A 26,047-nucleotide genomic window follows, 5' to 3' on the forward strand; every position below is an offset into this window, starting at 1 on the left:
CTGAAGAATGACTGATTTGCTCCAGGAAGATGAATATGAACGCCGCTTTGCGGGGGTTGCCAAAATTTATGGAGACGACAGCTTCAGTCATTATGAAAACAGCCATGTCATGGTCATCGGCATTGGCGGCGTCGGTTCCTGGGCTGTTGAAGCCTTGGCGCGCACAGGTGTTGGCGAGCTGACACTGGTGGATATGGATGTGGTGGCGGCATCCAATATTAACCGTCAGCTGCCAGCGATGACATCGACACTGGGTATGGAAAAAATTGAAGTGATGGCGGAACGCTGCCGTTCCATCAATCCTAAAATTAAAATCAATCTGATTGATGACTATTTAACGCCAGACAATGTCAAAGAGCTTTTAGCCGCAGCGCCGGATCTGATTTTAGACTGCATTGACGATGTTAAAGCCAAATTGGCGCTGATGCTGCATTGCCGCTTTAATAAAATTCCGCTGATTGTATCAGGCGGCGCCGGCGGCAAAATTGATCCGCTTAAAATCCGTGTTGCGGATTTGTCGAAAACTGAACAGGATCCAATGCTAGCGAAGCTGCGCGCGCAATTGCGCAGCAAAGGCATTTGCAAAAAGCCGAAAGAAAAATTCGGCATTACCTGTGTATATTCGATTGATAACCCATTTTCCAGCGCAGATGTCTGCCCAAGCGCTGGCCTGCGCTGCGGGGGCTACGGTTCTGCCGTGGTGGTGACCTCAAGCTTTGCCATGATCGCTGTTTCTGAAGTGCTGAAAAAACTTGATGCAAAGCGTCCGAAACTTTGAAACAGCGCGCATTCTGAAGCAAACTAAAGCACCAATTACGGTGCTTTTTTTGATGGTTGCCTTTAGAATAAATAACAGTATTTAAAATAAAAATTAACCGTATGGGGCGGCTATGTGGTTTTTCTTAATATTGATCTTGGGGATTGGCGCGCTGGCATTTTGGATGTGGAAGCGTCCGGACCCTGTCAAGCGCGATCAGGCGCATGCAGGGCAGAGCGACTTGTGGGTGGAGCAAATAGATGCGCAGATGAAGTATGCTGCGCGCTTAAGCTCGGATTCAGCGCAGCCGGATTATGCGCGCGCTTATCAGCTCTACAGTGAGCTCGTAAAGCAGCATGAATTGCCGCAAGCCTATATGCAAATGGGCTTAATGCACGTCAATGGCCAAGGCCGGGCGAAGGATATGCAAAGCGGCATCAGCCTGCTGGAAAAATCCTTTAAATTAGGCGGTGATGAAGCCGCCTATCAGCTAGGGCAAATTTTCGAGCAGCAAGATTCTGAAAAAGCCCTGTATTGGTACCGCCATGCGGTTGCGCGTGGCAATATGGAGGCACAGTACCGGATCGCTGAACTTGGGGCAGAAGATCAGCAGGCTTCACTGCAGCAGAAATTTAAACTGCTCACGCAAAATGCAGAGGCGGGGCATGCCGGTTCACAGTATCAATTGGCGCAGTATTATTTAACGGATGCAGAGCATCTGAATTTAAGCTTGGGAATCTCTTACTTATTTCAAGCCGCGCATCAAGATCATTTGAAAGCGAATCAGGAGCTGGCCCTGCATTATCAGCAAGGTGAAATTCTGCAAAAAGACCTGCACAAGGCTATGCAATTTACCAAACGCTGCCTGCTGCTGGGGGATGCTCAAGGGCTGGCTGAATATCAGCTTGCGGTGCTAAGAGGGGTAATCGATGCCGATCAGCGCCAGCGGGTTTATCATGAGCTTTTAGATCAGGCCAAAGTGCATAAAAATGCGCAAGCCAAAGCCATTTTAGGCGCGGCGCATTTTCATGGCTGGTATGTGGAGCATCAGGAAACATTAGGCTTCCGCTTTTGGTCCGAGGCGGCCAATGAGGGCAATGCTTTTGCGCTGCGTCAAATTGCCGCCTTGTATTTTGAACATTACTTAGTGGCGGATGCGCCGGAAAAGGCTTTGGAACTGTACCGATATGCAGAACAGCGTGAAACACACGCCAACAGTTTATTTGGCATGGGGCTGTGCTATTTTACAGGCCGTGGCGCACAATGCGATGCTGTGCAGGCTAGGCAGCTGATTCAAAAAGCGGCGCAGCAGGCCTGGAATTTTAAGCCGCAGACCGATGCCGACATGCTGTATGCCATCGGCCTGTTTTATAGCCAGCCCACTTATCCGCTGCCAACCCATGAACGCGCTTTAAATTATTTAATGTCAGCGTCGGAACAAGGCCATGCCGCCGCCCAGTTCTATGTTTATCAAATTTATTCAGGCCATGTATTTGCTGATGTGAGCGATGAGGTTGAGGCGCAGTATTATTTGCAGCAGGCGGCTGATTCTGGACATGCGGAGGCGCAATATTTCATGGCGCAGGCACTGTTTGCCGAAAATAATTCGGCGGACCGGAAGCGCAGCCAGCCGCAGGCACTGCAGTATTTGCAGGCATCCGCTCAGCAGGGCAATGCGGCAGCCTTGAATTTATGCGGTGAGCTGCATGAGCAAGGCACGCTGCTGTCACGGGACTTAACGCAAGCCTTGGAATTTTATCAGCAGGCGGCGAATCTGCTGAATCCTGATGCTTATGTCAATTTGGCGCATCTGTATACGCATGGTTTAGGGGCAGAACGCAATATTCAGCTGGCCCGCAGCTGGCTGGAAAAAGGCAGCGTGATGGGGCATGAGAAAAGTATCGAACGCTTAGAGGATATTGACGATTATTTAGAGCAGCGCCCAGTGCTGTAATTACCGGCTGACTGCAACGCGCCGGCGCCTAAAGTCCGGCGTTTTTTATTGAGTTTAAATAAGGCAAATAAAAAGCCCCGCAGGGCTTTTTACATGGAACTTAGTGCATCAAGGCCGCGGCTTAATTGGACTGCCGCCCAAAGCCTGCATCAATGTCACATAGGCATTGTATTGGCTTTGCTTGGCTTGAACCAAAGACAGGCGGGCGTCCCGCGTCGTTTTCTGAGCATCAATTAAATTTTTCAATGCAATCGCGCCATTGCGGTAACGCACTTCCGTCAAACGTTCCGTTTTTTCCGCCAGTTGCACATTGCGTTCTTCAAACGCAACCCGCTTGTTTAATTCAGTGCGGTTGGACAAGGCATTTTCTACATCGGCAAAAGCCTGATATAAGGTTTGGCGGTATTGAATAATGGCTTTCTCATAGTCCAAGTCGCTGATTGCCAAATCTTTCTTCATGTCATTGTATTGCAAAAATGGCAGGCTGAGGCTGGCGCCCAAGGCCAAGGCTGGATTTTGCAATAATTGCGTCAATGAGGTGCTGGAAGAGCCTAAAGTGCCCGTCAGGCTGATCGATGGGTAATAGCTGGCTTTCGTGGCGTCTTTATTGGCTAAAGTTTTGCGCAGGCGCAGTTCACTGGCCTGCAAGTCTGGACGGCGTGACAGCAGATCTGCCGGCAGGCCCGCCGTAATATTCGGCATGGCAATGCGCGGCAGGCGCTGCGGCTCAGCAATGTTCAGCTGCTGTATGGGTTCGTGCAGCAGGACTGCAAGCGCAGTCCGCGTTTCAACCTTCTGCTGTTCAATTTGGCTTAAAGCCGCTTTTTGGCTTTGTACAGACTGTTCTGCAGAGGCAAGATCCAAGCCTGAAACCGCGCCGGCTTTATACTGAACTTTGACTAGGTCATAAGTTTTCTGTGTGCTGGCCAAATTCTGCTGCGCCACAATGTAGCGTTCATTCAGATAACCCAGCTGCCAATATAAATTGGCAGCTGTGGCAATTAAGCTTTGCGCGGTAGCCTGCAAATCCTGTTCGGTTGCTAAGGCTTCCCATTTGGCGGCTTCGGTTTGGCTGGACAGTTTGCCGAATAAATCTAATTCATAGCTGACGCCGGCACTGAGCGATAGCCCCTTAGATGAGTCATCGCCGGATTTTAAGTCAAAGCTATGTCCAGCCGATGCGCTTGAGCTGACGCGCGGGCCCTGCTTATCTTGCGCTAAACCCGCTTGCAGGCGCGCTTGGCGGAGGTTGATGCCGGCAACTGCCAAATCCGTATTAGCATCCAGTACTTGGCTGATCAGCTGATTGAGCTGCGCATCATTAAATAATGTCCACCATTGATCAGCATAAGCATCTGCATGAATTTTTTGATTCGCAGCTTTGCTGTTTTGAAAGCTGCTGGGTATATTGACTGCCGGCTGCTCGTATGGCGTGCGAACCATAGCGGCACAGCCGGCAAGGCTGCTGCTGAGAACCAAGGCGCTTGCAAGTTTAGTTAAATTCAATTGCATATTTTTTTCCTTATTCTCTAGACAGGGCATCGACAGGATTCAGCTGCGCGGCGTTGCGTGCGGGAATGAATCCGAATACGATGCCGATCATGCTTGAGCAGACAAAGGCTGCGGCAATTGATGTGGTCGAATAGGCCATCTGGAAGGTATCTCCGGCAAAATGACTGATAATTTGCCCAATGCCTAAAGACAGCAAAACGCCTAAGATGCCGCCCAGAATACAGACAAGAACCGCTTCAATTAAGAACTGCTGCAAAATGTCGCTTTGACGCGCGCCAACCGCCATGCGCACCCCAATTTCCTGTGTGCGTTCAGTTACGGAAACCAGCATAATATTCATCACGCCAATCCCGCCGACTACAAGTGAGATCACTGCAATGGCAGAGACCAGCAGCGTCATGGTTTGCGTGGTTTGCTGAATGGTTTCGCGGATGCTGTCAGAGTTTTGGGTAAACACGTCTTGTGCGCCATGTCGCTGCACCAGCAGGTTCAAAATAGCATTTTCAGCGGCTGCGCTCGGATATTCATCCTTCACCCGCACAATGATGCTGCGCACATTGGCCTGCCCCAGCATGCGGCTCATCACAGTAGAGTAAGGCAGATAGACATTTAAGCTGTCATTGCCGCCCATCATGCCGGTTTGTGCTTCTACGACCCCGATAATGCGGCTCGGGACGCTGCCCAGCAGAATGACTTGCCCGACTGGGTTGGTTCCGTCACTGAAAAATGTTTTTTTGGTATTGTCATCAATCACCACATCCTGAGACTGCTCAGTAACGCTTTCTTGATCAAAAGGCTGACCGGAAGCAAAGGTCAAGCCTTTAACATAAAAGTAATCTGCGCTGACGCCATTTACCGTTGCAGAGGCTTCGGTATCTTTAAAACGCGAAGTAACACTGCTGCTGACGGTTGGGCTGACACCGTCTACATAGGGCTGTTCAGACAGGGCGGTGGCATCGGCGGGAACCAAAGTTTTCACTTGAGCCGAGCGTGAGTTATCGCCAAAGCCGCGCCCTTGGTACACCGTAATGGTATTGGTACCGAGGCTGCTGATATTTTCTAGAATTTGCTTTTGCGAGCCATTGCCCAGCGCCACAACTGAGACCACCGAAGCAATGCCGATAATTATCCCCAGCATGGTCAGGAACGTACGCATGCGGTGCGCATTCATGGCCAAAAGCGCCATGCGGAAGGCTTCGCTTAACCGGTCAGCTGCAGAACGCCATGCCGGCGTTCTTTTTTTGATGGCCGGCTGCAATTCCTGCTTTTCTAAAGGCTCATCATCCGTTTCAGGCACATTCGGCAGGTCGGAAATAATGTTGCCGTCACTGATCTCAATAATCCGTGTCGCATTTTTTGCCACATTGTGATCATGCGTGACCAAAATAATGGTATGGCCTTTGGCATTCAGCTCGCGCAAAATGCGCATCACTTCAATGCCGCTGTTTTTGTCCAATGCGCCTGTGGGTTCATCGGCTAAGATGACATCGCCGCCATTCATCAGCGCGCGGGCAATGGAAACCCGCTGCTGCTGGCCGCCTGACAGCTGGCTGGGGCGGTTTTGGGTCTTTTCAGCTAGCCCTAAGTCGGTCAGCAGGTCTTTGGCGCGCTGCTGGCGTTCAGCCGCATCCACACCTGCATAAACCGCAGGCACTTCTACGTTGCCGGCCGCGTTTAAATCGCCAAGCAGATGATAGCGCTGGAAAATAAAGCCAAAGTACTCACGGCGCAATTGCGCCAGTTCATCGGGTTCAAGCTGGCGGGTTTCACGGCCTTTAACTTTATAGCTGCCGCTGGACGGCTGATCCAGGCAGCCGAGAATATTCATTAAGGTCGATTTTCCTGAACCGGACTGGCCGACAATCGCGACTAATTCGCCAGGATAAATTGCTAAATTTATGCCTTTTAAGATTTGAACCGTGCTTTCCCCTGCGGGGAATTCACGAGTCAGATCTTTCACCTCAAGCAGAGGCTGCTGATGTTGACTCATGATTACATTCTCATTGGGCCGGCGTTGCGGTTGCTGCGTTTTGCAGAATCATTGCTGGTGTCTGAACCATCGGCGATCACCACCTTTTCACCTAGCTTCAGGCCTTTCAGCACTTGCGCAGTAACACGGTTATTTAAGCCGATGAGCACCGGCTGAGGTTTTGCTGAGCCGTCCGCCTGAACCACACGCACCATCGCCATAGAGGCTTTGCCTTGCTGGATTAAGGCTTTTTCTGTATCAGACAGTTCTAAGCGTTTTGGGCGGCTGGCTTTAGCCGGATCATTGCTGGCCGCAGCTTGGCTGGCTGCGTTATCACCGCCTGCGCTGCTTTTATTTTTGCGGTCAGGACGGTTGGATGCTTGAATGGCTGCGGCTGGAATCGTCAGCGCATTTTTCGCTTCGTCTAAAATAATGTAAACCTGCGCAGTCATATCAATACGCAGTTTGCCGTCTTCATTTGGCACATCAAACAAAGCGTTGTAGTACACCGCTGTGCTGGAAGAAGAGGTTGAACTGTTGCTGGTTTCATTGTTGATTGAAGAGGGTGCAGGTTCAACTTGGCGCAAAGCTGCATAATGTTTGGTTTCACTGTCGCCTAAGGTGGTGAAATATACACGCTGGCCTTTTTCAACTTTCATAACATCGGCTTCTGAAATTTCAGCCTTGATGGTCATATCGTTTAATTTTGCTAATTTAACGATGGTTGGCGCGCTTTGATTGGCGTTCACGGTTTGGCCTTCTTCAGTCACAATCGCCACAATTGTGCCATCCATAGGCGCTACAATCTGGGTGTAGCCTAAATCTTCTTTTGCTGTGGCCAAAGTCAGGCGCGACTGTTCGATTTGCGCGTTAATGGCATCAATATCGGCCTGTGCAGTTTTAAAGCTGGCTAAGGCCGATTCCAATTCAGCGCGTGAGGTCGCATCTTGCGCATACATGGCTTTTTGGCGGTTATATTCAGCTTCGACTTTGGCTAAGTTGGCATTTTTTACAGCCAGCTGCGCCTGCTGATTTTTAATGCTGGCTTCAGCGGTTTTTAAATCATTGGTTTGGCGGACAGAGTCAATTTGCGCGATCACTTGGCCCTGCTTGACTTGGTCACCCAGCTGCACATACATCTTTTTAACCTGCCCAGAGACCTGCGCGCCGACGCTGACCATTTTGGCCGCTTCAAGAACACCTGTCGCCAATACCGAGTTTTCTAAATCAGCACGGGAAACTTCAGCGGTGATGTATTGCGGCTGTTCCTGCTTGGGCTTTAAAAAATACCAGGCGGTGAGGGCAACAGCCAGAGTGCAGACAATCGCAAGCATAATTTTGGTTGGTTTTATTTTTGGCATATGGGACAGGCATGAAAAGTGTAATTTTTAGATTATAAGTTCGAAATGCGGATAAACCGTGAATTTTTTATTCCAAACAGAAATGATTATTATTTTAAGGAGCGAATTGAATTGGTAAAGCCCTTGTTAAGATCGTTTTTCTCACTTTTTTTGCATGGTTGCTGACCGCACAATAGAAATGCCAGAAAATTTAGAAGAACTTCTCTGGAAGCATCATCAGACCATTATGAATGGCTGCTTGAGCCTGATTGTGAAAGCAGGCAGAAAAACTGTGATGAACCGGTATCTGCGATAGGGAGTGCTGTTGAGGCGGAAGTTAAATTCAGAACAAAAAATTCTGATTGTGTTGAATGGCTGGTGCTCAAACTATTTTGTATTCGGGGTTTTGTTGTTGAATTTATGGCGAAAAATCTGGCGCTTAATCCAGTTGAAGGAGTTTGAAAATTATATCTTATCTCTATAGCTTTCAAGAATAAAAAATTGTAAGATCAAATCCCATAAAAAAATTATGGGATTAAAATAAGAAAGATTTGCATAACGATTGTGCAGGAAATATTTCTTGAATATGGAAATGTATAAGGGGTAAATGATGGAGTGGAATGACAGTTATAATATCGGCATCGATGTGATTGATCATCAGCATCGCCAAATTTTAGATTATATTAATGCTTTGGATCAAATTAGAGTCAGCGGAGAGCGCGATAAGATCAGAGAGGTCTTAAACGATCTGATTGACTATACGCAATCGCATTTCAGCTTTGAAGAAAATTTACTGGAGCAAGTGCATTATCAGTATTTGCCCTCCCACAGAGGCATTCACGAATTATTTGTCAAGCGGCTGAATGATTACCGTCAAAAATTTGAGCTTGGGGAATCGATCGAAAATGACTTGTACCGCTTATTGTCAAAGTGGCTGATTAACCATATTCAGCATGATGATCAGGACTATGTGGATAGTGTGCGAGACAATATGCTGCACTACTTGCGTGCGCAGGAACAGAAAAAAGGCAAAAGCTGGTTTTCGCGTTTCTTCAGTTAAGCCATTGACGGTGCGAATAACGTTTTGCCGCATAGACTGGCAATCGCTTGCAGCACCAAATGTTCAGGGTTTTCATCGCCTAGGCCTTTGATGGAGGCATCAATGCGCAGCAGCAGGGCTGGCCAAGTCAAGAAAACATTGGCATCCAAGCGGCGCAATGCCTGCTGATACAGGCTGATTTTGGTTTTCCAAATACCCAGCTGCAATGCATTTTGCGGCTGCTCAAACAGCGCCATCAGCAGGCGCATTTCTTTACTGATGCTCCACAGGATGAGTGACATCGGTTCGCCAGAAGCGATCAGGTACTGAAAAATTTTAACAGCCTGCGCCAAGTTTCCCTGCAGCAGCGCGTCATTCATATCATAAGTTGTGTAGCGGGACTGATCCTGCAGGCAAGAATACAGATGATCAATTTGAATGATCTCGATATCTGAAAATGTGTCACTGACCCGCATCAGGCTGTTTTTAGCCGCCAGCAGGTTATGTTCATGATGCTGTTCCAGCCATTGCCATGCATCATTGGCCAGCTTGATCCCGAGCTTTTGCGCTTCGGCAGCTAAAATTTGCTGACGGTCTTTGGGATAGTTTGCCGTGAGCGCGACATTCACACCATTGGCGTCAATGACTTGAAAAAATGCCGTTTTCAGGCTGCTGGCATCCTGTTTGGGCATCACAACCAGCAGTAGGTTGTGCTCATTGTGCTGAATATAGCTTTTCAGCTCTTTGAGGCCGTTGGCATCAGGCTTAATGCTGCCATGAACTTCAATGGCCAGCTGGCTGGAAAACAGCGATAGGCTGTTCAGCGCATTAAACACGGTTTTCCAGTCACTGACGCTGCTGATGTCATAGCGCTGACGTTCGATATCCTGCTTGTGCCAGCTGGCGCGGAATGCATCAATCAGATTCTGTTCCAGCAGCGGTTCCTGACCATGCAGCACCCATGCGCCGCGGGCTTCATCGACACGCTTAAGCGCTTGCAGGTAATCGAGCTTCATAAATACAGTTCAGCTTATTTGGCAGCTGGCGCTGCTGTGCGCTGAATTGCCAGCGGCAGGCGGTTCGATGCAATTTGGCGGGCAATTTGCTGAGCCACATCATCAATGATCACCTGATTCAGGAATTTCTGTTCCTGATCGTCAGTATTCACTGTTGCGACATCATATTGATAGGTGCGTGTCGCCATAACCGTGCGCGGTTCAGTGACCGGGTTGCCTTGCGCATCTTCAATGCGGAAAGTGACACTCAGGCGGAGCAGTGTTTCAACCAGCTTGCCATTCAGCTCCATGCGGCGCGGCGTATAGTCCAGTACGCGCAGCGTATAGGCCTGCGCGTCGTTATTGATTTTAACTCCGGCAGCGCCTAAGTAAATATTCAATTTTTCTTCAAGTTCTTCTGTATCTTTGGGCAAAGCCAGTTTCATGTTGGCATAAGTGACCGGCGCAACATTAGGATTGGTGCCTTTTAAATGGAAGCCGCAGCCCGTCAAGCCTGCACCTAGACCCAAGGTTAATACGATTGCTGCAGCGCGTTGAACCAAATGCATGCGGTATCCTCTGATAGGTTTTCTCAAACTTATAGGCAGTTTTGAGATGAATATTGTTTTGTTCAATGCATGGGATTGTAAAGTCAAAGCCCGCTGACTGGCAACGGGCTTTGTTTGGGAATTGTTTTATTCTTTAAGTTCCCTCTCCTTTTAGGAGAGGGTTAGGGAGAGGTTAATTGATTTAACAACCCTCATCCCAGCCTTCTCCCATAGGGAGAAGGGGCGTAAGGATTTTAAACCACCAAATTCACTAATTTATTCGGCACCACAATTTCTTTCTTGGTTGGACCCGTCAAGAATTGCTGCACTTCAGGCAGTGCTTTCGCCTGCGCCAAGATGTCATCTTTAGAGGCATCAACTGATACTTCCAATTTGCCGCGCAGTTTGCCGTTGACTTGAACCACGATGGTTTGCGTATTGCGCGTTAACGCAGACGCATCCACAGCCGGGAACAGCACTGAAGTTAAATCGATATTGAATTGAGCCAATAAAGTCTGACTTAAATGCGGTGCAAAAGGCGCAAGCAAAGTCAGCAAAGTGATAATTGATTCGCGGGCAACCGCAACATCATTGTCATTTTTTGCTTCAAACTTGTTGTTTGCATTCAGCAATTCCATCATTGCGGCAATGGCGGTATTGAATGCATGGCGGCGTTCAATATCATCACCCACTTTTTGAATGGTTTCGTGTGTTTTGCGACGCAGGTCTTGCGCTTCAGTTGAAAGCTGAATCACATCAATCGCAGATGCTTGGTTGCCTTTTTCAAGGAAGCCAGAAACTAAACGCCATACCCGCTTCAAGAAACGGTTAGAGCCTTCAACACCGGCATCTGACCATTCAAGTGACTGATCAGGCGGCGCAGCGAACATCATAAATACACGCGCCGTATCTGCGCCGTACTGATCAATAATCGCTTGCGGGTCGATACCGTTATTTTTCGATTTCGACATTTTTTCCTGACCGCCAACGACAACTTCTTGACCATCGCCTGTATATTTTGCAGAAAGAACACGGCCTTTTTCATCATGTTCAAGTTCGATATCGGCAGGGTTAAACCAAGTTTTCTTGCCTGATTCAGCTTCACGATAGAAGGTATCTGCAAGCACCATACCTTGAGTTAAAAGGTTGGTGAATGGTTCATTGCCTTGCACTACGCCTTCATCACGCATCAATTTGTGGAAGAAGCGTGCATAAAGCAAATGCAGAATCGCATGTTCTACACCGCCGATATATTGATTCACCGGCAACCATGATTGGGCTGCTTCAGGTTTAACTAAACCGCCGGTAAAGTCAGGTGACGCGTAACGTGCATAATACCAAGAAGACTCTACGAACGTATCCAAAGTATCGGTTTCACGGCGTGCATCGCCGCCGCAGCATGGACAAGTCGTCTGATAGAATTCAGGCATTTTATTCAATGGGTTGCCTGAACCATCAGGAACGACGTCAGTCGGAAGTACAACAGGAAGCTGTTCTTCTGGCACTGGCACTTGGCCGCACTTATCGCAGTTGATCATTGGAATTGGACAACCCCAGTAACGCTGACGGGAAACGCCCCAGTCACGTAAGCGGAATTGAACTTTAGCGTTTGCCAAGCCTTGTGGTTCTAATTTAGCCAGGAATGCATCAAATGCAGCTTGGAACTCTAGACCGTCAAATTCGCCTGAATTGACCAATTTGCCTTCTTTAGAACCGTACCATTCTTGCCATTCAGTTGCAGAATACTCAGCATCATCAGCGCCTTTAGCATCAATCACTTGCTGGATTGGCAAATTGTATTTATTGGCAAATTCAAAATCACGCTCATCGTGTGCAGGTACAGCCATCACTGCGCCTGAACCGTAAGACATTAACACGTAGTTGGCGATCCAGACTGGCACTTCTTCACCTGTCACAGGATGCTTCACAGAAAGGCCAGTTGCCATGCCTTTCTTTTCAGCAGTGGCAAGGTCAGCTTCTGCCACAGAACCCATGCGGCATTCTTCAATGAAGGCTTTTAAAGTTTCATTGCTTTCAGCCGCTTTCATAGCCAATGGATGTTCCGCAGCAACCGCAACATAAGTCACACCCATTAGGGTATCCGCACGTGTGGTATACACCGTTAAACCATCTGCATAAACTTCAGGATTTGCTGAAGGGAAAGTGATTTCCATCCCTTGTGAACGGCCAATCCAGTTGCGCTGCATGGTCAAGACTTGCTGCGGCCAGCCATCTTTTAAAGTGTCTAAATCGTCTAATAGTTCTTGAGCATAGTCAGTGATGCGGAAGTAATACATTGGAATATCACGTTTTTCAACCAATGCGCCAGAGCGCCAGCCGCGACCATTTTCAACTTGCTCATTGGCCAGAACGGTTTGATCCACTGGATCCCAATTCACTGTAGACAGTTTGCGGTAGATCAGACCTTTTTTATACAGCTGAACAAATAACCATTGTTCCCAGTGATAGTACTCAGGAGTACAAGTCGCAAATTCACGATCCCAGTCGACTGAAAGCCCCAATTTTTTCAATTGGTCACGCATATAGGCAATGTTTTCAAATGTCCATTTTGCTGGTGCAACTTGATGGGCAATCGCCGCGTTTTCAGCAGGCAGACCGAAAGCATCCCAGCCCATCGGTTGCAGGACTGTTTCACCTTTGAGGCGGTGGAAACGGCTGATGACATCGCCAATGGTGTAGTTACGCACATGACCCATATGCAGTTTGCCGCTTGGATAAGGAAACATCGAGAGGATATAACGATGAGGGCCTTCTACCGTGTCTGCAACTTTAAACGATTTGCGATCTTCCCAGTCTTTCTGGACTTGGGGCTCAATCGCACTTGCTTGATATTCAGGGTCAATATGAGTAGTCATAAATGTATTTGAGCGTAATGGTTAAAAAACTGTGTGGTACAGCATAGCGCAAAATGCATTGAAAAGTGAATTTTGCGCCATGCTTTTCTGCGATTGGGGCTGCAGCTTGCGGCGGAATTAAATTCAGAAAACTACTTTGGCATCTCTTCAGCAGGAATTTGAGGAATATTTGCAGGCTTATTTTCTTGGGCCGCTTTTTCAGCTTCTTTTACTGCCGCTTCTGCGGCAGGACTGGCTTCATTATGTGCAGCAGGCGCAGCTGATGAATTTTTCCAGCCGTAGGTTTCAACTTTCCCTTTTTTACTGGCCGATTTTGGCGGCGGAGTGGCGGTGTAATGCGTCGAACCTTTAGCATCCACCCATTTATAAAAATTCTGTGCAAAACTGCTTTGTGCGGTGAAAATCAGCACAAGTGCTGCAAGTGCATTCCCCAATTTTAAAAAAGTCATTTTCATGATGAATTCTTTTCCTTGACTGTATCCAAAATGCAGTTTTAGCCTGCATTAAAAAATAAAATTTTGCGCTTTTTTTTACTTTGATGCTATCAATTTTTGAAGCGGCTGGGATAAATGGCGCAGATAGAATGCTGTGCTGCAGAAATTGCAGAAATTGCAGAATGCGGCTAAAAATCAGCCAGGAATTCCTGCAGGTTAGCTTCAGGTCTCGCGCGAATACGTTAAGCGGGCCGTTTCACCGGCTTATATTGATTAAATATATTTATCTAATATATAAAATAATTTAATCATTTGGCGTTTTCTTCTTAAAAAGCTAAAAATAAAAGCGGCGCTGGCAGATTATCCAAAGCTTAAAAAATAAACGGTCTGTAAATAAACAGAAAAAAGCTAATTTTTAAACTTGACTTTAATAGTCGAAACAACAAAAATGCTGTTTTAGTTTTAAATGCCTTAGTCGATCACCCTTCGAATAAGTGTCATGTCATGCAATGGACAACTTCTCTAGCCGAGAAGCTGAACAAAGTGAATAAAACATGCTTATCCCAGCAGGTTTTAGATCTCATATTGCTCAAACAGCAGTCAGATCGCAAATTTTTCCTATTGCCATGAAAACTATGAATTATGTGTGCTATAACAGTGCAGACAGTTAATGAATGAAGCGTCCCAGGTGTCTCTCATTTGGCGGCGAAAAAAAGATTAGGGTGAATCACGTTGGAACTTTTATCTGGTGGTGAAATGCTCGTTCGCGCATTGGCGGACGAAGGCGTTGAGCATGTTTTTGGATACCCAGGCGGCGCAGTACTGCATATTTACGATGCGCTATTTCAACAAGAACGAATTAACCATTACCTCGTGCGCCACGAGCAAGCTGCCGGACATATGGCAGATGCATACTCACGCGTGACAGGTAAAACTGGTGTGGTGCTTGTCACATCAGGCCCAGGCGCAACAAATACTGTAACTCCTATCGCAACAGCTTATATGGACTCAATCCCGATGGTGATTTTGTCTGGTCAGGTTGCTTCGCATTTAATTGGTGAAGATGCGTTTCAGGAAACAGATATGGTCGGCATTTCACGTCCAATCGTGAAGCACAGCTTCCAAGTCCGCCATGCAAGTGAAATTCCTGCAATTATCAAAAAAGCATTTTACATTGCCTCTTCAGGCCGTCCAGGACCTGTTGTTGTTGATATTCCTAAAGATGCAACCAATCCTGCAGAAAAATTCGCTTACGAATATCCTGAAAAAGTGAAGATGCGCTCATACCAGCCGCCTCACCGCGGTCATTCAGGCCAAATCCGCAAAGCGATTGATGAGCTGATTAACGCGAAGCGTCCTGTTATATATTCAGGCGGCGGTGTGGTTCAGGGCAATGCTTCTGAGCAATTGACTGAACTTGCGCATTTGCTAGGTTACCCAGTAACAAATACTTTGATGGGCCTAGGCGCGTTCCCGGGCAATGATCCGCAATTTATCGGTATGCTGGGCATGCATGGTACATACGAAGCCAACATGACGATGCACAATGCAGATGTGATTCTGTGTATCGGCGCGCGTTTTGATGACCGTGTAACTAACAACCCTGCGAAATTCTGTCCAAACGCTAAAGTCATTCATATTGACATTGATCCTGCGACAATTTCGAAAACCATCATGGCGCACATCCCAATTGTGGGCGCGGTAGAACCTGTATTGCAGGAAATGCTGGCGCAATTGAAACAGTTGAATGTATCTAAGCCAAATCCAGAAATCATTGCGGATTGGTGGAAGCAAATTGATGAATGGCGTCAAGTTCATGGCTTGAAGTATGAGAAAACGACTGACGGTACAATGAAGCCGCAGCAAGTCGTTGCCGCTTTAGACAAAATTACCAATAGCCAAGCGATTATTACTTCAGACGTTGGCCAGCATCAAATGTTTGGCGCGCTGTACTATAAATATACGCGTCCACGTCAATGGATCAACTCAGGTGGCCTAGGTACGATGGGTGTGGGCTTGCCATATGCGATGGCAGCCAAGCTTGCGTTCCCGGATCAGCAAGTAGTGTGTATCACTGGCGAAGCTTCAATCCAGATGTGTATTCAAGAGCTGTCTACCTGTAAGCAGTATGGCTTGAATGTGAAAATCTTGTGCTTAAACAACCGTGCGCTTGGCATGGTAAAACAATGGCAGGATATGAACTACGAAGGCCGCCATTCAAGTTCTTATGTAGAGTCATTGCCTGACTTTGCAAAACTGATGGAAGCTTATGGTCACGTTGGTATTCAAATTGACCATGCGGATGAGCTTGAGTCTAAGTTGGCTGAAGCCATGGCGATCAATGACAAGTGCGTATTTATTAACGTGATGGTTGACCGTTCAGAGCATGTATATCCAATGCTGATTGCTGGTCAGTCAATGAAGGATATGTGGTTAGGCAAAGGGGAGCGTACACAATGAGACACATTATCTCTGTACTCGTAGAAAACGAAGCTGGCGCGCTTTCCCGTTTGGTTGGCCTGTTTTCTCAGCGCAATTACAACATTGAGACTTTAAATGTTGCACCGACTGAAGATCCGACATTATCTCGTCTTACGCTGACCACTTACGGCGATGACCACAAAATTGAACAGATTACCAAGCAGCTGAATAAGTTGGTTGAAGTGGTAAAAGTGGTTGATTTGTCTGAAGGCGCGCACATTGAGCGCGAGCTGATGCTGATTAAAGTGAAAGCTTTAGGCGCAGCACGTGCAGAAATTAAACGCACAGCGGATATTTTCCGTGCGCAAGTTGTCGATGTAACGCCGACGACGTATACCATCCAGATTGCGGGTACGACTGAAAAAATTGATGGCTTTATTGATGCCTTGGCTGAAAATACCATTCTGGAAGTCGTTCGTTCAGGCGTATCTGGTATCGCACGCGGCGAAAAAGTTTTAACAATCTAATTTTTAACAAATACATCCTCTCTTGTTTTAGAGAGAGGAACTTAATTGAGTGAAAATAAGAACTCACTTATTAAGTCAGGAAACAAAGCATTTAAGCGGAGACAGCAATGCAAATTTTTTATGATAAAGACACAGACTTATCCATCATCCAAGGTAAAAAAGTAGCGATTATTGGTTACGGTTCTCAAGGTCATGCACATGCGCTTAACCTTAAAGATTCCGGCGTAGACGTAACTGTAGGTTTGCGCGCTAATTCTGCTTCTTGGAAAAAAGCTGAGAATTCAGGTCTTAAAGTTGCTGAAGTTCCTGCTGCTGTCGCGCAAGCTGATGTGGTAATGATTTTGACTCCAGATGAGTTCCAATCTCAGCTTTACCGCGACGTGATCGAACCAAACATTAAAGAAGGCGCAACGTTAGCATTTGCTCACGGTTTCTCTATTCTTTATAACCAAGTTGTGCCGCGCGCTGACTTAGATGTAATTATGGTTGCTCCGAAAGCGCCTGGCCACACAGTGCGTTCTGAATACCAGCGCGGTTCAGGTGTTCCTGACTTAATCGCGATTCATCAAGATGCTTCTGGTAATGCGCGTAACGTTGCACTTTCTTATGCTTCAGGCGTAGGCGGCGGCCGTACAGGCATCATCGAAACTTCGTTCCGTGAAGAAACTGAAACTGACTTATTCGGTGAGCAAGCAGTTCTTTGCGGCGGCGCGGTTGAATTGGTTAAAATGGGCTTTGAAACTTTGGTTGAAGCTGGTTATGCACCAGAAATGGCTTATTTCGAATGCTTGCATGAACTTAAGTTAATCGTTGATTTGATGTTCGAAGGCGGTATCGCGGACATGAACTACTCAGTTTCTAATAATGCTGAGTACGGTGAATATGTAACGGGTACTGAAGTGATCAATGAACAGTCTCGTGAAGCAATGCGCAATGCGCTTAAACGTATTCAATCTGGTGAATATGCGAAGATGTTCATTCAAGAAGGTGCGTTGAACTACCCATCGATGACTGCGCGCCGCCGTCAAAATGCTGCTCACGGTATCGAAGTAACTGGTAACAAGCTGCGTGCAATGATGCCTTGGATTCAAGCGAACAAAATCGTAGATAAAGAAAAAAACTAAGTTTTAGTTTTCTTTTAAAAAAACCCACTCGATTGAGTGGGTTTTTTTATAGGGATGAAAAGAACAAAATTACGTACCTTAAAAGAGTCAAGCGGGCAGGATTTTAGACCAAGAAAAAAATGCAGTTCTTGATTGAGTTGATTTTAAAACTGTAAAAAGAACGTTTCTTATCAACATGTGGATGTTGATGAGGGCTTGAAGCTATTGGAAGCTTAAGGTTTAGATGCATCAGATTTGGAGGATTCAATCAGCTTTTACGGTACGGCATTTCTCTTTAAGAGCTGAAAATCTCGCAGAATGCTTTGTGTAATCTGCAATTTTGAATTGGCGGATTTTATGCATTTAGAACTGCAAGGTATTGCACGGACGTTGAAAATGGATGCTTGAAAAAAAATATAAGTCGAACCGCTATGCTTTTGCTGCAAAACTCATAAAAAGCGCTTTACGCTGTTGTAAAAATGTTGTGATACATTACTCATAAATCATTCTTTTTTTGAGTGTAGCTCCGCAATGAATAAAAAAACTCTCCTGTGTATTGCTGCATTAGCTTTTTCAAGCCTGAGTTCCGCCGAGAGCCCTGCTGTTCCATCAGGCAATGAACAGCTGAAATCAATTGGCGGTGTCCGGGTATCTATGCAGAGAATGCTGCGATCAACCGATGGGCGTTACTTTTTAGATTTATATGCGGGCATATGGAATCCGCATGGGGTGCTGAAAGATTTGGCGGAAACTAAAAGCATTGCTTTTAAGGGAAATCAAAAAGGGGATCAGCTGAATCTTAAATCAGTCAGCGTAGACAGCATGGATGAGTCTGCGCCCAAATATGAATTGAGTGGCAAGCTGGACGCCAATACGGGTTTAATGACATCTGTACTAACATCATCAGATGAAACAGAAAATGCCGCTATACACTTTGAGCCAGCATTCAAGGCGGCTGATAAGCCGATCATTGTATTTAAATTTTATGGCGCCGAAGGTGAAAGTCAGCCCTATGGCAAAGCTTTAAAGCGGCTGGATATTATTAATAAAGCCAATAATTCTGTGATGCAGAGTTTAACGGGATTTACGGCCTATGCAGGCAGTATTGGCTTTCTGGATGTTAATTTTGATGGCTATTATGATGTTGTGCTGGCGGATACTTCTGACAGCCGGAAAGTTGAGGATAAGCGCTTTATTTATTGGATGTATAATCCAAAAACCAAGCAATTTCAGCGCTCACCGCAGTTAGAAAAAATAGTTGGCTTTCCTGCATTGCATGGCGAAAAGCAGCAGATAGATTTTGGAAATGCCCAGTTGTATCAAGTGCAAAATGGCCTATTGAACCGTATTCAAGAATAAGATGGAATCCTGTGTGAGTTAAAGTTGTATTGCTTGATTTTCATGCTTTTTTTTGTAAAACGCAGATTTGTCAGTTCAAATCTGCGTTTTTTATTGTCATAAGGGTGAACATGCAGGGGGATTTTGATCGTATCGGCTTTTGTAGGGTACGAAATTTATTGAGGCTAGCAAGAGTCAATGGTTGTGCTTGCTTAAAATGACTGCAGTACAGCGGGGTATTTAAATGCAAGCGCTGAAGATTAGAGAATAGCTGTTTGAGGCGGGAAGGGAAAAAATAAGCCAAGCGTGCTGTTGATAGTAAATAAATGCAGTATTTTTCACTTAAATGAAAGGCGGCTTTTAAAATTTCTCTGTGTTTGTTTTTTATGTGGTGTTTGAAAGACTTCAAATAATTTTGTAAATTTGTGACATATTGTGTATTCTTTGGTCTAAAAATATCAAGTTTTGTTCAATAAACAATCCCTAATTTTGGGTATTCGTATTTATTAAACTTATCAACATTTAATACATGATAGGAAATGTTTAAAATAATAGATGAATAGTAAAGTAAAATAAATGTGAATAAGCGAAAAATGAAGAAAAATCGGGGTTTAATGTAATTTAATGTAATTTAAATGGAAAAACTTATTAATGAAATAACATCTATTTAGGCGCCGAAAAAATCAATAAAACATTTGCGCATTCTTTTTTTTATCAAGCTTTTGATCGAAATATTGCGAAACAAATTCATAAATCTATAATAAACATGAAAATTACCACACTATTTTTATAAAAGTGTGATGAATTTCACACATTGTGTGAAAAATGCAATATAAATTATTTTTTATAAATTTTGTTGAACAATGGTTATGCCCTTGGAAGAAATGAAGATTGATTAGATTAAATGACTTAATGATCAGTATCGCTAAACAATCCTATTCGAATAAGCGGTGGCTAGATAATAAATTTATGGAGAATCCATCATGAATAAAATGACACAAGCTGCTCTAGCAGCATTAGTACTAGGTGCATGTTCAGCAGGCGCTTTTGCAGATGATGCTGCTAAAGGCGGCGATAACGATCGCTGGCAGGGCTGTACTGATCTAGGCTGCAGCCGAGATATTCCAATTAAATTAACCGTGCCTAAAAAATGCACTATTTCTGATCCGAAAGATCTGGTGTTAAAAACAGATGCAAGCAATGTGACTTCAAGCTATAGCGTAACCACAAATACGCATTATATTTTGAACTTAACCACAGCAAATGCCAATACCAGCAACAATACGTTTGTGAAGAATGGCAGCAATACAATTGACACAGTGATTACGACTGCGAAAACTTCAGGCAGTGCCGGCCCAGCTGCTCCAACTTGGGGTAACAATAACTATGCAGGCATGTCAGTTGATAATTTCACTGTGACAGCGCGCACCAAAGTTGCTGTTCCAGCAACCGCAGCTGCTGGTGATTACACTGATACATACAAAATCCGTGTATATTACTAAAAGTGGCTATTTACTGAACACAGTAAGTTTTAGTACAGTATAAATAATAAAGCAGAATGCAAAATCTGACTTGTTGCCAGCAATGAGTCAGATTGATTACAATTAAAAAAAAGAGCGAAATAATGAAAAAAAATTTATTGGTTTTTATGACATCGCTGTTGTTTGCCATCAAAGCTTTTGCTGGGGTTTCAGTCTCGCCTGTACAGATGTTTATAGACAACCCGAATAAGCTGAAATCGACAACACTGACTTTGGAATCTGTTGATGAAACAGAGAAGCGGGTTTTTGAAGTCAAGGTATTTAAGTGGACGCAAACAGAACAGGGTGAAAACGTCCTGGAACCTGATAATAATATTATTATCAATCCTAAAAATTTTATTTTACAGCCGAATAAAAAACAAGCGATACGGGTCGGTTTTACACCGTCAGCTGCTCAAGGTTTAAATGTGGCAGAGGAGCAGGCATGGCGGATTATCATCGATGAAATTACCCCAGTGGGCAATCAAATGATGGTGAAATTTTTAGTTAACTTTAATTTACCCTTGTTTGTGGGCAAGCAGGATAATCTTAAAGTTAATTTTGAGGTAAAAAATGGGCACCTGATTTTAAATAACCTTGCAAATTCCCATGTGCAAGTGACTAATCTGAAACTGTTGGATGAGCAAAGAAAAGTAATTTTCAACAACGATACAATGGCTTATGTGCTGGCTAAGCACAAAATATTTTATGATTTAAAAAATATCAATTTAACAGATCCAAAAAAATATAGCGTAGTACTAGAAACAAATAACTCGAAAAAAGCAGTTGAGATGAAATTATTTAACTAATATTGGGAGAATCAATATGGCTATAAATAAAAAAATAATAGTCATGGTTAATTTTTTTTTGGTAGTCAGCGCTCATGCCGGTGATTTGCCATCTGAAAAATTTATTGCCAATTTATGGATAAATAATCTTAATCAAAATATAGATGCAACATTAATTAAGCGGGATGCAAATTATTATATTGAATGCGCCTTGCTGACTGAACGCAATGTGGATGCTAAATTGTTGAGCCATCTGGACGGCGCCAATGACTTCTGTTTAGTCTCAAATGACCAATTGAAAGCTGATTTTGATGAAGAAAGCCAGGCGATTAAGCTGACCATCCCCAGTCAGTTTTTTTTAACTAGCCGTTACGGGCTTTATGAATTTGACCGGCCGGAAAAGGCTAACTTCGGTGGGTTCATTAATTATGAAGTGCAATATAACAATTCTGAGTTTTTGACTGGATATAATGGACTGGTCGATCTTGGTATTTTTAAGGACTATTGGTTTTTTAAAAATTCAATGCTGTATAACAGCGAGGCGATGAATGAAAAAACCGTGCGTATCGGCACCAGCCTCGATTTTGATTTTCCAGATAAGCTCACCAAATTAACTTTAGGTGATGCAACCACAGTTTCTAATCCATTTTTCAATTCGCTGCGGTTTGCCGGGATTAACTGGGGCACAAATTATTTAGAACGCCCTGGCTTTGTTTATTGGAATACGCCGCAATTGCAAGGTACAGCAAGATTGCCATCCACTGTAGAGCTGTATATGAATGGTGTGAAAATATATAATCAAAAGGTCAGTCCCGGTGATTATGTACTGCAGACGGGTTCACAGATCAACTACACCGGCAATGCGCAGATTGTTGTTGAGGATGTGCTGGGCAATCGAAGCGTTAGGACATTGCCCATCCTCATTAATAATAAACTGCTGCGTAAAGGGCTGAGTGAATACAATATCGCTTTAGGAAAACTTCGCTATAACTATTACACCTCAAGCAATGATTATCGGGATTTTCTAGCTAATCTTTACTACCGCAGAGGGCTAAGTGAAACCACCTCTTTGGGCACCAATATCTCATATACGCAGGATTTGCAAAATACGGGTATCACTTGGACACAAGGATTGCCGTATTTTGTGGTTTTAGACGCCCTTGCTATCAATGCGCATTCCAATGACGGTTCAAGATTTTTATATGGCCTGTCTTTAAGTAAAGAATTCAGCCGGATGTCCTTGGGGATCAGCTCCAAATATGCCGAAGATAATTTTAGATATGTCGGGGATGATCCGCTGCAGGATAATGCAGTGCCTAAATTTGAAAACTTTGCCTATGTCACCTTTAGCGAAGTGCCTTTTCTTCAAAATATAAACATGAGTTATGCAGAGCAAAAATATTATCAGGGCGGCAGCAACCCCTTTAATGACGACAAAATTTTCAATATCGGTTTTAACAGGCAAATAGGGAATAATATTTCGTTCGGATTAGGCTACTTTGAACGCTTTGGTGCGATTAAGGACAGCGGCGGTATTTTAAACATAACTTATAATTTTGATACCCGAAATAAAGTCTATTTGAACTATGCATCAGAGAATAATAATGCCAGTGTGCAATATGTGCATGACAGCGGGCGCCAAGTTGGCTTGGATTATGCCATTGGCGCCAACCGCCGTCAGGATGAAAATATTGCCAGTTTGAACGTGGTTGCAAAAACCCGCGCGGGCGACCTCAGCATTCAGCATTATCAGTATGAACATGCAACAGATTCAACCATAGGATACAGCGGAGCAATCGCATTTTTGGATGGGCAAGTTAATTTTACGAAATCCATTAATAATGCATTTGCTTTGGTTAAGGTGGGCAATTACTCAGATATTGATGTATTAAGCGCATTAAACCACGTGGAAAAAACCAATAAGAAAGGCTATGCCTTTGTGCATGATATTGTTCCTTATATTAAATATGATATTGGTTTTGATGAAAATCAGCTGCCAATAGAAGAAAAATATGAGGTTTCATCTAAACCATTAACGACACTAAATCAGCGCGGCTATGTGGTTGATTTTCCAATTCAGCATACGTTTATCCTGACGCTGCATCCGCAAGATATCAATGGCGCAAACTTTAAACCGGGTTCTGAACTTCATTTAGCGAATGGGGATGTATATCCAATTACATCGGATGCATCGGTGACTGTATATGGCATGACTGCTGGAACCCATACAATGTCAGTTCTATATGGCGATAACGCAACTTGTTCATTTGATGTGAATATTACTGAGAAGGAGGCGAAAGAGGCAGAAGCAAGTTCTCAACCGTTGCGTGTTGTCTGTAAGTAAGGAGTGCGTGATGAACATTAAATATTTATTAGGTTTGGCTGGGCTGGTGATTGCTGCAAGCAGTCATGCCCAGCAATGCCAAATTGATCGAATGAGTTCGAGTCAGCTTCAGCTGAATGCAACGTCGCAAACACGGTCAGCGCTATCTTTTAAGGTGAATTGTGATTTGAAATATGCGATTCAGTTTAGAACGCGCAATGCTGAGGGCGTATCGGGCAGAAGCTATTTAACCAATGGCCGTTTAGGGCGTTTGCAAACGCAGATGAATATTTCAGGAGGTTCTGGTTCCCGCTGGGGGGCACCTATGAGTCAATCAGGCTCTGATCAGTATACTGTCACTGTTCAGTTGATTGAGCGGCCAAACGCTATGACGCCGGCGGGCGACTATACGGATGATTTATATATCAGCTTAATTTTTTAAGAAACTGTTTATATTGGTTTGATCTGCGGTAAGGTTCCTCTTTTGATCTAGCCCTAGTGATCAGCAGTCGCCTATGCCTATGCGGGGCGGCTGTTTTTTTAAGGAGCGCTATACGGAATTTTAATTGAGGAGCATTTTTGCGCCGTCAAACCATATTGGAACTGTCATCGAAACATCATTAAATTGAAAGAAACGCTTCCTATACTTGGGGTAAAACTCAAATGATAGGTAAGATATGGAACAGCTATCTGCATTCGGTCATTTAAAACAACAAGACGTTCCAGAAAATTTTAAATTCTATTTTAAGAATAAAAATACGCAATATATTCAAAATGAGCACCGCGTGCTGAATGATCTGGTGCGGCCGCGGCTTAAAATAGCTGTCGTAACTGAAACATGGCCGCCTGAAATTAACGGTGTCGCCTTATCTTTGCTGCAATTATGCAAAGGCCTGCAGCAGCAGGGGCATAAAATTCTTTTAATCCGTCCGCAGCAGAAACGGGACAGCGGTCATTTTTCACCGAATAAGGAATGTTTGGTGGTGGCGCAGGCTATTCCGCGTTATCCTTCTCTCAAATTTGGCTGGCCGCAGTTTTTAAAAGTATCCAGCGCCATCAGTGAGTTTTCGCCTGATGTGGTGCATATTGTCACGGAAGGGCCGCTGGGTTTAGCGGCGCTGCAAGCGGCAAAAGTTAGGAACATCCCAGTGTCCAGCGGTTTTCATTCAGCATTCCATGATTTTAGCCGGTTCTTCGATTTGGCATTCTTACTGAAGCCGATTCAGCACTATCTATGCTGGTTTCATAACAATACACAATTGACCTGTGTGCCAAGCAAAGATACGGCACAATCTTTGCTAGGTTTAGGGGTGCGCTGCCCAATGGCTGTGGTTGGCCGCGGGGTGGATGTAGATTGTTTTCATCCTAAGCACGCTTCATCTCAGCTGCGCCAGCAGTGGGGCGCAGATGAACAGACCAAGGTGCTGCTGTATGTCGGCAGGCTGTCGCCTGAAAAAGAAGTGCATGTGATTGTCAATGCATTTACTGCAATGCAAAAAATCAGCAGGCAGAAAACGGTGTTGGTAATTGTAGGAGATGGTCCTGAGCGTCAAAAATTGCAGCGTTTAAATCCTGCGGCGCAAGTGATTTTTACCGGCAGCTTAAGTGATGCAAAGTTGTCGGAAGCCTATGCCAGTGCAGATGTTTTTGTTTTTGCCAGCCAGGTCGAAACCTTTGGCAATGTGGTATTGGAAGCGATGGCAAGCGGTTTGCCCGTTATTGCCTATGATTATGCCTGCGCACAGCAGCACGTGCGCCAGCAGACGGGATGGCTGTGCAAATTAGGCGATACGGCTGCATTTATCCAGCGCATTCACCAATTGCCTGACAGGCAGGCGCTGAAGCGCATGGGGTTGAAAGCAAGAGAGGATATTCAGGATATTGGCTGGCAATATCCAGTTCAGCAATTCGAACAGGCGCTGTATTCAGCGGCAAAGGCGATCCTGCAATGATTTAAGCCAAGCCAAAGCACTCGAGGAGAGAACAGTGAAACTTAAAAATGCAAAAATAAGAATGCTTGATCTCGATTTAAAAGGCTGTATTTATCTCAATACTTTTTCCCGTTCAGAACGGGTGGCGCAATTTTTTAAAATCATCAGCCGTCTGGGGGATGGCATGTTCTGGTATGTTATGCTGGCTGCCGTGTGGATACTGCAAGGGCTGATGTATGGACTGCAAATGCTGTATTTAATGCTGGGCGGTTCAGTCGGAACCAGTATTTATAAACTGTTAAAAAAGAAAACAGTGCGTCCGCGGCCTTATCAAGTGCATCAGGTGATTCGTTTGGGCGAGCGCCCGCTGGATCATTTCAGCTTTCCTTCCGGCCATACGCTGCATGCGGTGATGACGACGACGGTTTTGGGTTATGTGCAGCCGATTCTGCTGGTTTTAATGCTGCCTTTCACGGTGCTGGTGGCGCTGTCCCGCATGGTGCTGGGGCTGCATTATCCAAGCGATGTCGCGGTTGGCGCCATGATTGGCGGAGCGGTTGCCAGCGTCATCGTTCTCAGCGCGCCGCTGTGCAATATTGCGCTATAAAAAATGGCATGAATGCATTTTGAAGGTGGTGCAGTTTTCGAAAATTTTGTTAAAGTACGGCATCA

Annotated in this window: 20 protein-coding genes; 13 read left to right on the forward strand and 7 right to left on the reverse strand. The window is 45.0% G+C overall.

The window, feature by feature from the left end; all coding sequences use genetic code 11:
• The first annotated feature begins 7 nt into the window (after window positions 1–7).
• Complete coding sequence (locus OKC24_RS05875; protein WP_130143679.1) at window positions 8–778, forward strand: tRNA threonylcarbamoyladenosine dehydratase; 771 nt, start codon at window positions 8–10, stop codon at window positions 776–778.
• A 112-nt stretch (window positions 779–890) separates the two neighbouring features.
• Entirely contained in the window at window positions 891–2,711 is a 1,821-nt protein-coding gene (locus OKC24_RS05880; RefSeq protein ID WP_130143678.1) for a tetratricopeptide repeat protein, read from the forward strand.
• Between the two features lie 108 nt (window positions 2,712–2,819).
• Here OKC24_RS05880 and OKC24_RS05885 read toward each other — a convergent pair whose 3' ends face one another.
• From OKC24_RS05885 to OKC24_RS05895, 3 genes are read right to left on the reverse strand one after another with little or no spacing between them, the layout of a single operon-like run.
• A complete protein-coding gene (locus tag OKC24_RS05885; RefSeq protein ID WP_265464878.1) occupies window positions 2,820–4,223 on the reverse strand; it encodes an efflux transporter outer membrane subunit in 1,404 nt (467 codons plus the stop codon).
• A 10-nt stretch (window positions 4,224–4,233) separates the two neighbouring features.
• Window positions 4,234–6,213, reverse strand: coding sequence for a MacB family efflux pump subunit (locus OKC24_RS05890; protein WP_130143676.1), 1,980 nt, complete (start codon window positions 6,211–6,213; stop codon window positions 4,234–4,236).
• 2 nt (window positions 6,214–6,215) lie between these two features.
• On the reverse strand, window positions 6,216–7,553 hold the full coding sequence (locus OKC24_RS05895) for a MacA family efflux pump subunit (RefSeq protein WP_130143675.1): 1,338 nt from the start codon (window positions 7,551–7,553) through the stop codon (window positions 6,216–6,218).
• A gap of 589 nt (window positions 7,554–8,142) precedes the next feature.
• On the opposite strand from OKC24_RS05895, the gene OKC24_RS05900 reads away from it, so the two are divergent.
• Window positions 8,143–8,592, forward strand: coding sequence for a bacteriohemerythrin (locus OKC24_RS05900; RefSeq protein ID WP_018572776.1), 450 nt, complete (start codon window positions 8,143–8,145; stop codon window positions 8,590–8,592).
• Here the strand turns inward: OKC24_RS05900 and holA are convergent.
• The 4 genes from holA to OKC24_RS05920 all read right to left on the reverse strand — a co-directional run bounded on the left by holA (window position 8,589) and on the right by OKC24_RS05920 (window position 13,445).
• A complete protein-coding gene (gene holA, locus OKC24_RS05905; RefSeq protein WP_265464879.1) occupies window positions 8,589–9,587 on the reverse strand; it encodes a DNA polymerase III subunit delta in 999 nt (332 codons plus the stop codon). The two genes, OKC24_RS05900 and holA, sit on opposite strands and share 4 nt — an antisense overlap.
• Before the next feature lie 14 nt (window positions 9,588–9,601).
• Window positions 9,602–10,135, reverse strand: coding sequence for an LPS-assembly lipoprotein LptE (locus OKC24_RS05910; protein WP_130143674.1), 534 nt, complete (start codon window positions 10,133–10,135; stop codon window positions 9,602–9,604).
• Between the two features lie 233 nt (window positions 10,136–10,368).
• Window positions 10,369–12,990: a leucine--tRNA ligase gene (leuS, locus tag OKC24_RS05915; RefSeq protein ID WP_130143673.1), complete on the reverse strand. Its 2,622-nt coding sequence runs from the start codon at window positions 12,988–12,990 to the stop codon at window positions 10,369–10,371.
• A gap of 131 nt (window positions 12,991–13,121) precedes the next feature.
• Window positions 13,122–13,445, reverse strand: a complete 324-nt coding sequence (locus OKC24_RS05920) for a DUF4124 domain-containing protein (RefSeq protein ID WP_130143672.1) — start codon at window positions 13,443–13,445, stop codon at window positions 13,122–13,124.
• Between the two features lie 711 nt (window positions 13,446–14,156).
• Here OKC24_RS05920 and OKC24_RS05925 point away from each other — a divergent pair.
• The 10 genes from OKC24_RS05925 (at window position 14,157) to OKC24_RS05970 (ending at window position 25,982) form a co-directional block, all read left to right on the forward strand.
• Window positions 14,157–15,884, forward strand: coding sequence for an acetolactate synthase 3 large subunit (locus tag OKC24_RS05925; protein WP_086212846.1), 1,728 nt, complete (start codon window positions 14,157–14,159; stop codon window positions 15,882–15,884).
• Window positions 15,881–16,372, forward strand: a complete 492-nt coding sequence (gene ilvN / locus OKC24_RS05930; RefSeq protein WP_005007440.1) for an acetolactate synthase small subunit — start codon at window positions 15,881–15,883, stop codon at window positions 16,370–16,372. Before OKC24_RS05925 ends, ilvN begins: the two co-directional genes overlap by 4 nt.
• Before the next feature lie 107 nt (window positions 16,373–16,479).
• Complete coding sequence (gene ilvC / locus OKC24_RS05935) at window positions 16,480–17,496, forward strand: ketol-acid reductoisomerase (RefSeq protein ID WP_005007441.1); 1,017 nt, start codon at window positions 16,480–16,482, stop codon at window positions 17,494–17,496.
• A 510-nt stretch (window positions 17,497–18,006) separates the two neighbouring features.
• A complete protein-coding gene (locus OKC24_RS05940; protein WP_130143671.1) occupies window positions 18,007–18,834 on the forward strand; it encodes an XAC2610-related protein in 828 nt (275 codons plus the stop codon).
• 962 nt (window positions 18,835–19,796) lie between these two features.
• A complete protein-coding gene (locus OKC24_RS05945) occupies window positions 19,797–20,315 on the forward strand; it encodes a hypothetical protein (RefSeq protein ID WP_005007452.1) in 519 nt (172 codons plus the stop codon).
• A 122-nt stretch (window positions 20,316–20,437) separates the two neighbouring features.
• Window positions 20,438–21,142: a fimbrial biogenesis chaperone gene (locus tag OKC24_RS05950; protein WP_130143670.1), complete on the forward strand. Its 705-nt coding sequence runs from the start codon at window positions 20,438–20,440 to the stop codon at window positions 21,140–21,142.
• Window positions 21,143–21,185: 43 nt separating this feature from the next.
• Window positions 21,186–23,465, forward strand: a complete 2,280-nt coding sequence (locus OKC24_RS05955) for a fimbria/pilus outer membrane usher protein (protein ID WP_228257526.1) — start codon at window positions 21,186–21,188, stop codon at window positions 23,463–23,465.
• A 10-nt stretch (window positions 23,466–23,475) separates the two neighbouring features.
• The gene (locus OKC24_RS05960; protein WP_130143668.1) at window positions 23,476–23,886 is read left to right on the forward strand and encodes a hypothetical protein; all 411 of its coding nucleotides are present in this window, start codon (window positions 23,476–23,478) and stop codon (window positions 23,884–23,886) included.
• Between the two features lie 235 nt (window positions 23,887–24,121).
• Complete coding sequence (locus OKC24_RS05965) at window positions 24,122–25,396, forward strand: glycosyltransferase family 4 protein (RefSeq protein ID WP_265464880.1); 1,275 nt, start codon at window positions 24,122–24,124, stop codon at window positions 25,394–25,396.
• Window positions 25,397–25,430: 34 nt separating this feature from the next.
• Window positions 25,431–25,982, forward strand: coding sequence for a phosphatase PAP2 family protein (locus OKC24_RS05970; RefSeq protein ID WP_286364035.1), 552 nt, complete (start codon window positions 25,431–25,433; stop codon window positions 25,980–25,982).
• Window positions 25,983–26,047: the final 65 nt, after the last annotated feature.

The sequence above is a fragment of the Acinetobacter entericus genome (assembly GCF_026168575.1).
GTDB classification, from domain to species: domain Bacteria; phylum Pseudomonadota; class Gammaproteobacteria; order Pseudomonadales; family Moraxellaceae; genus Acinetobacter; species Acinetobacter bouvetii.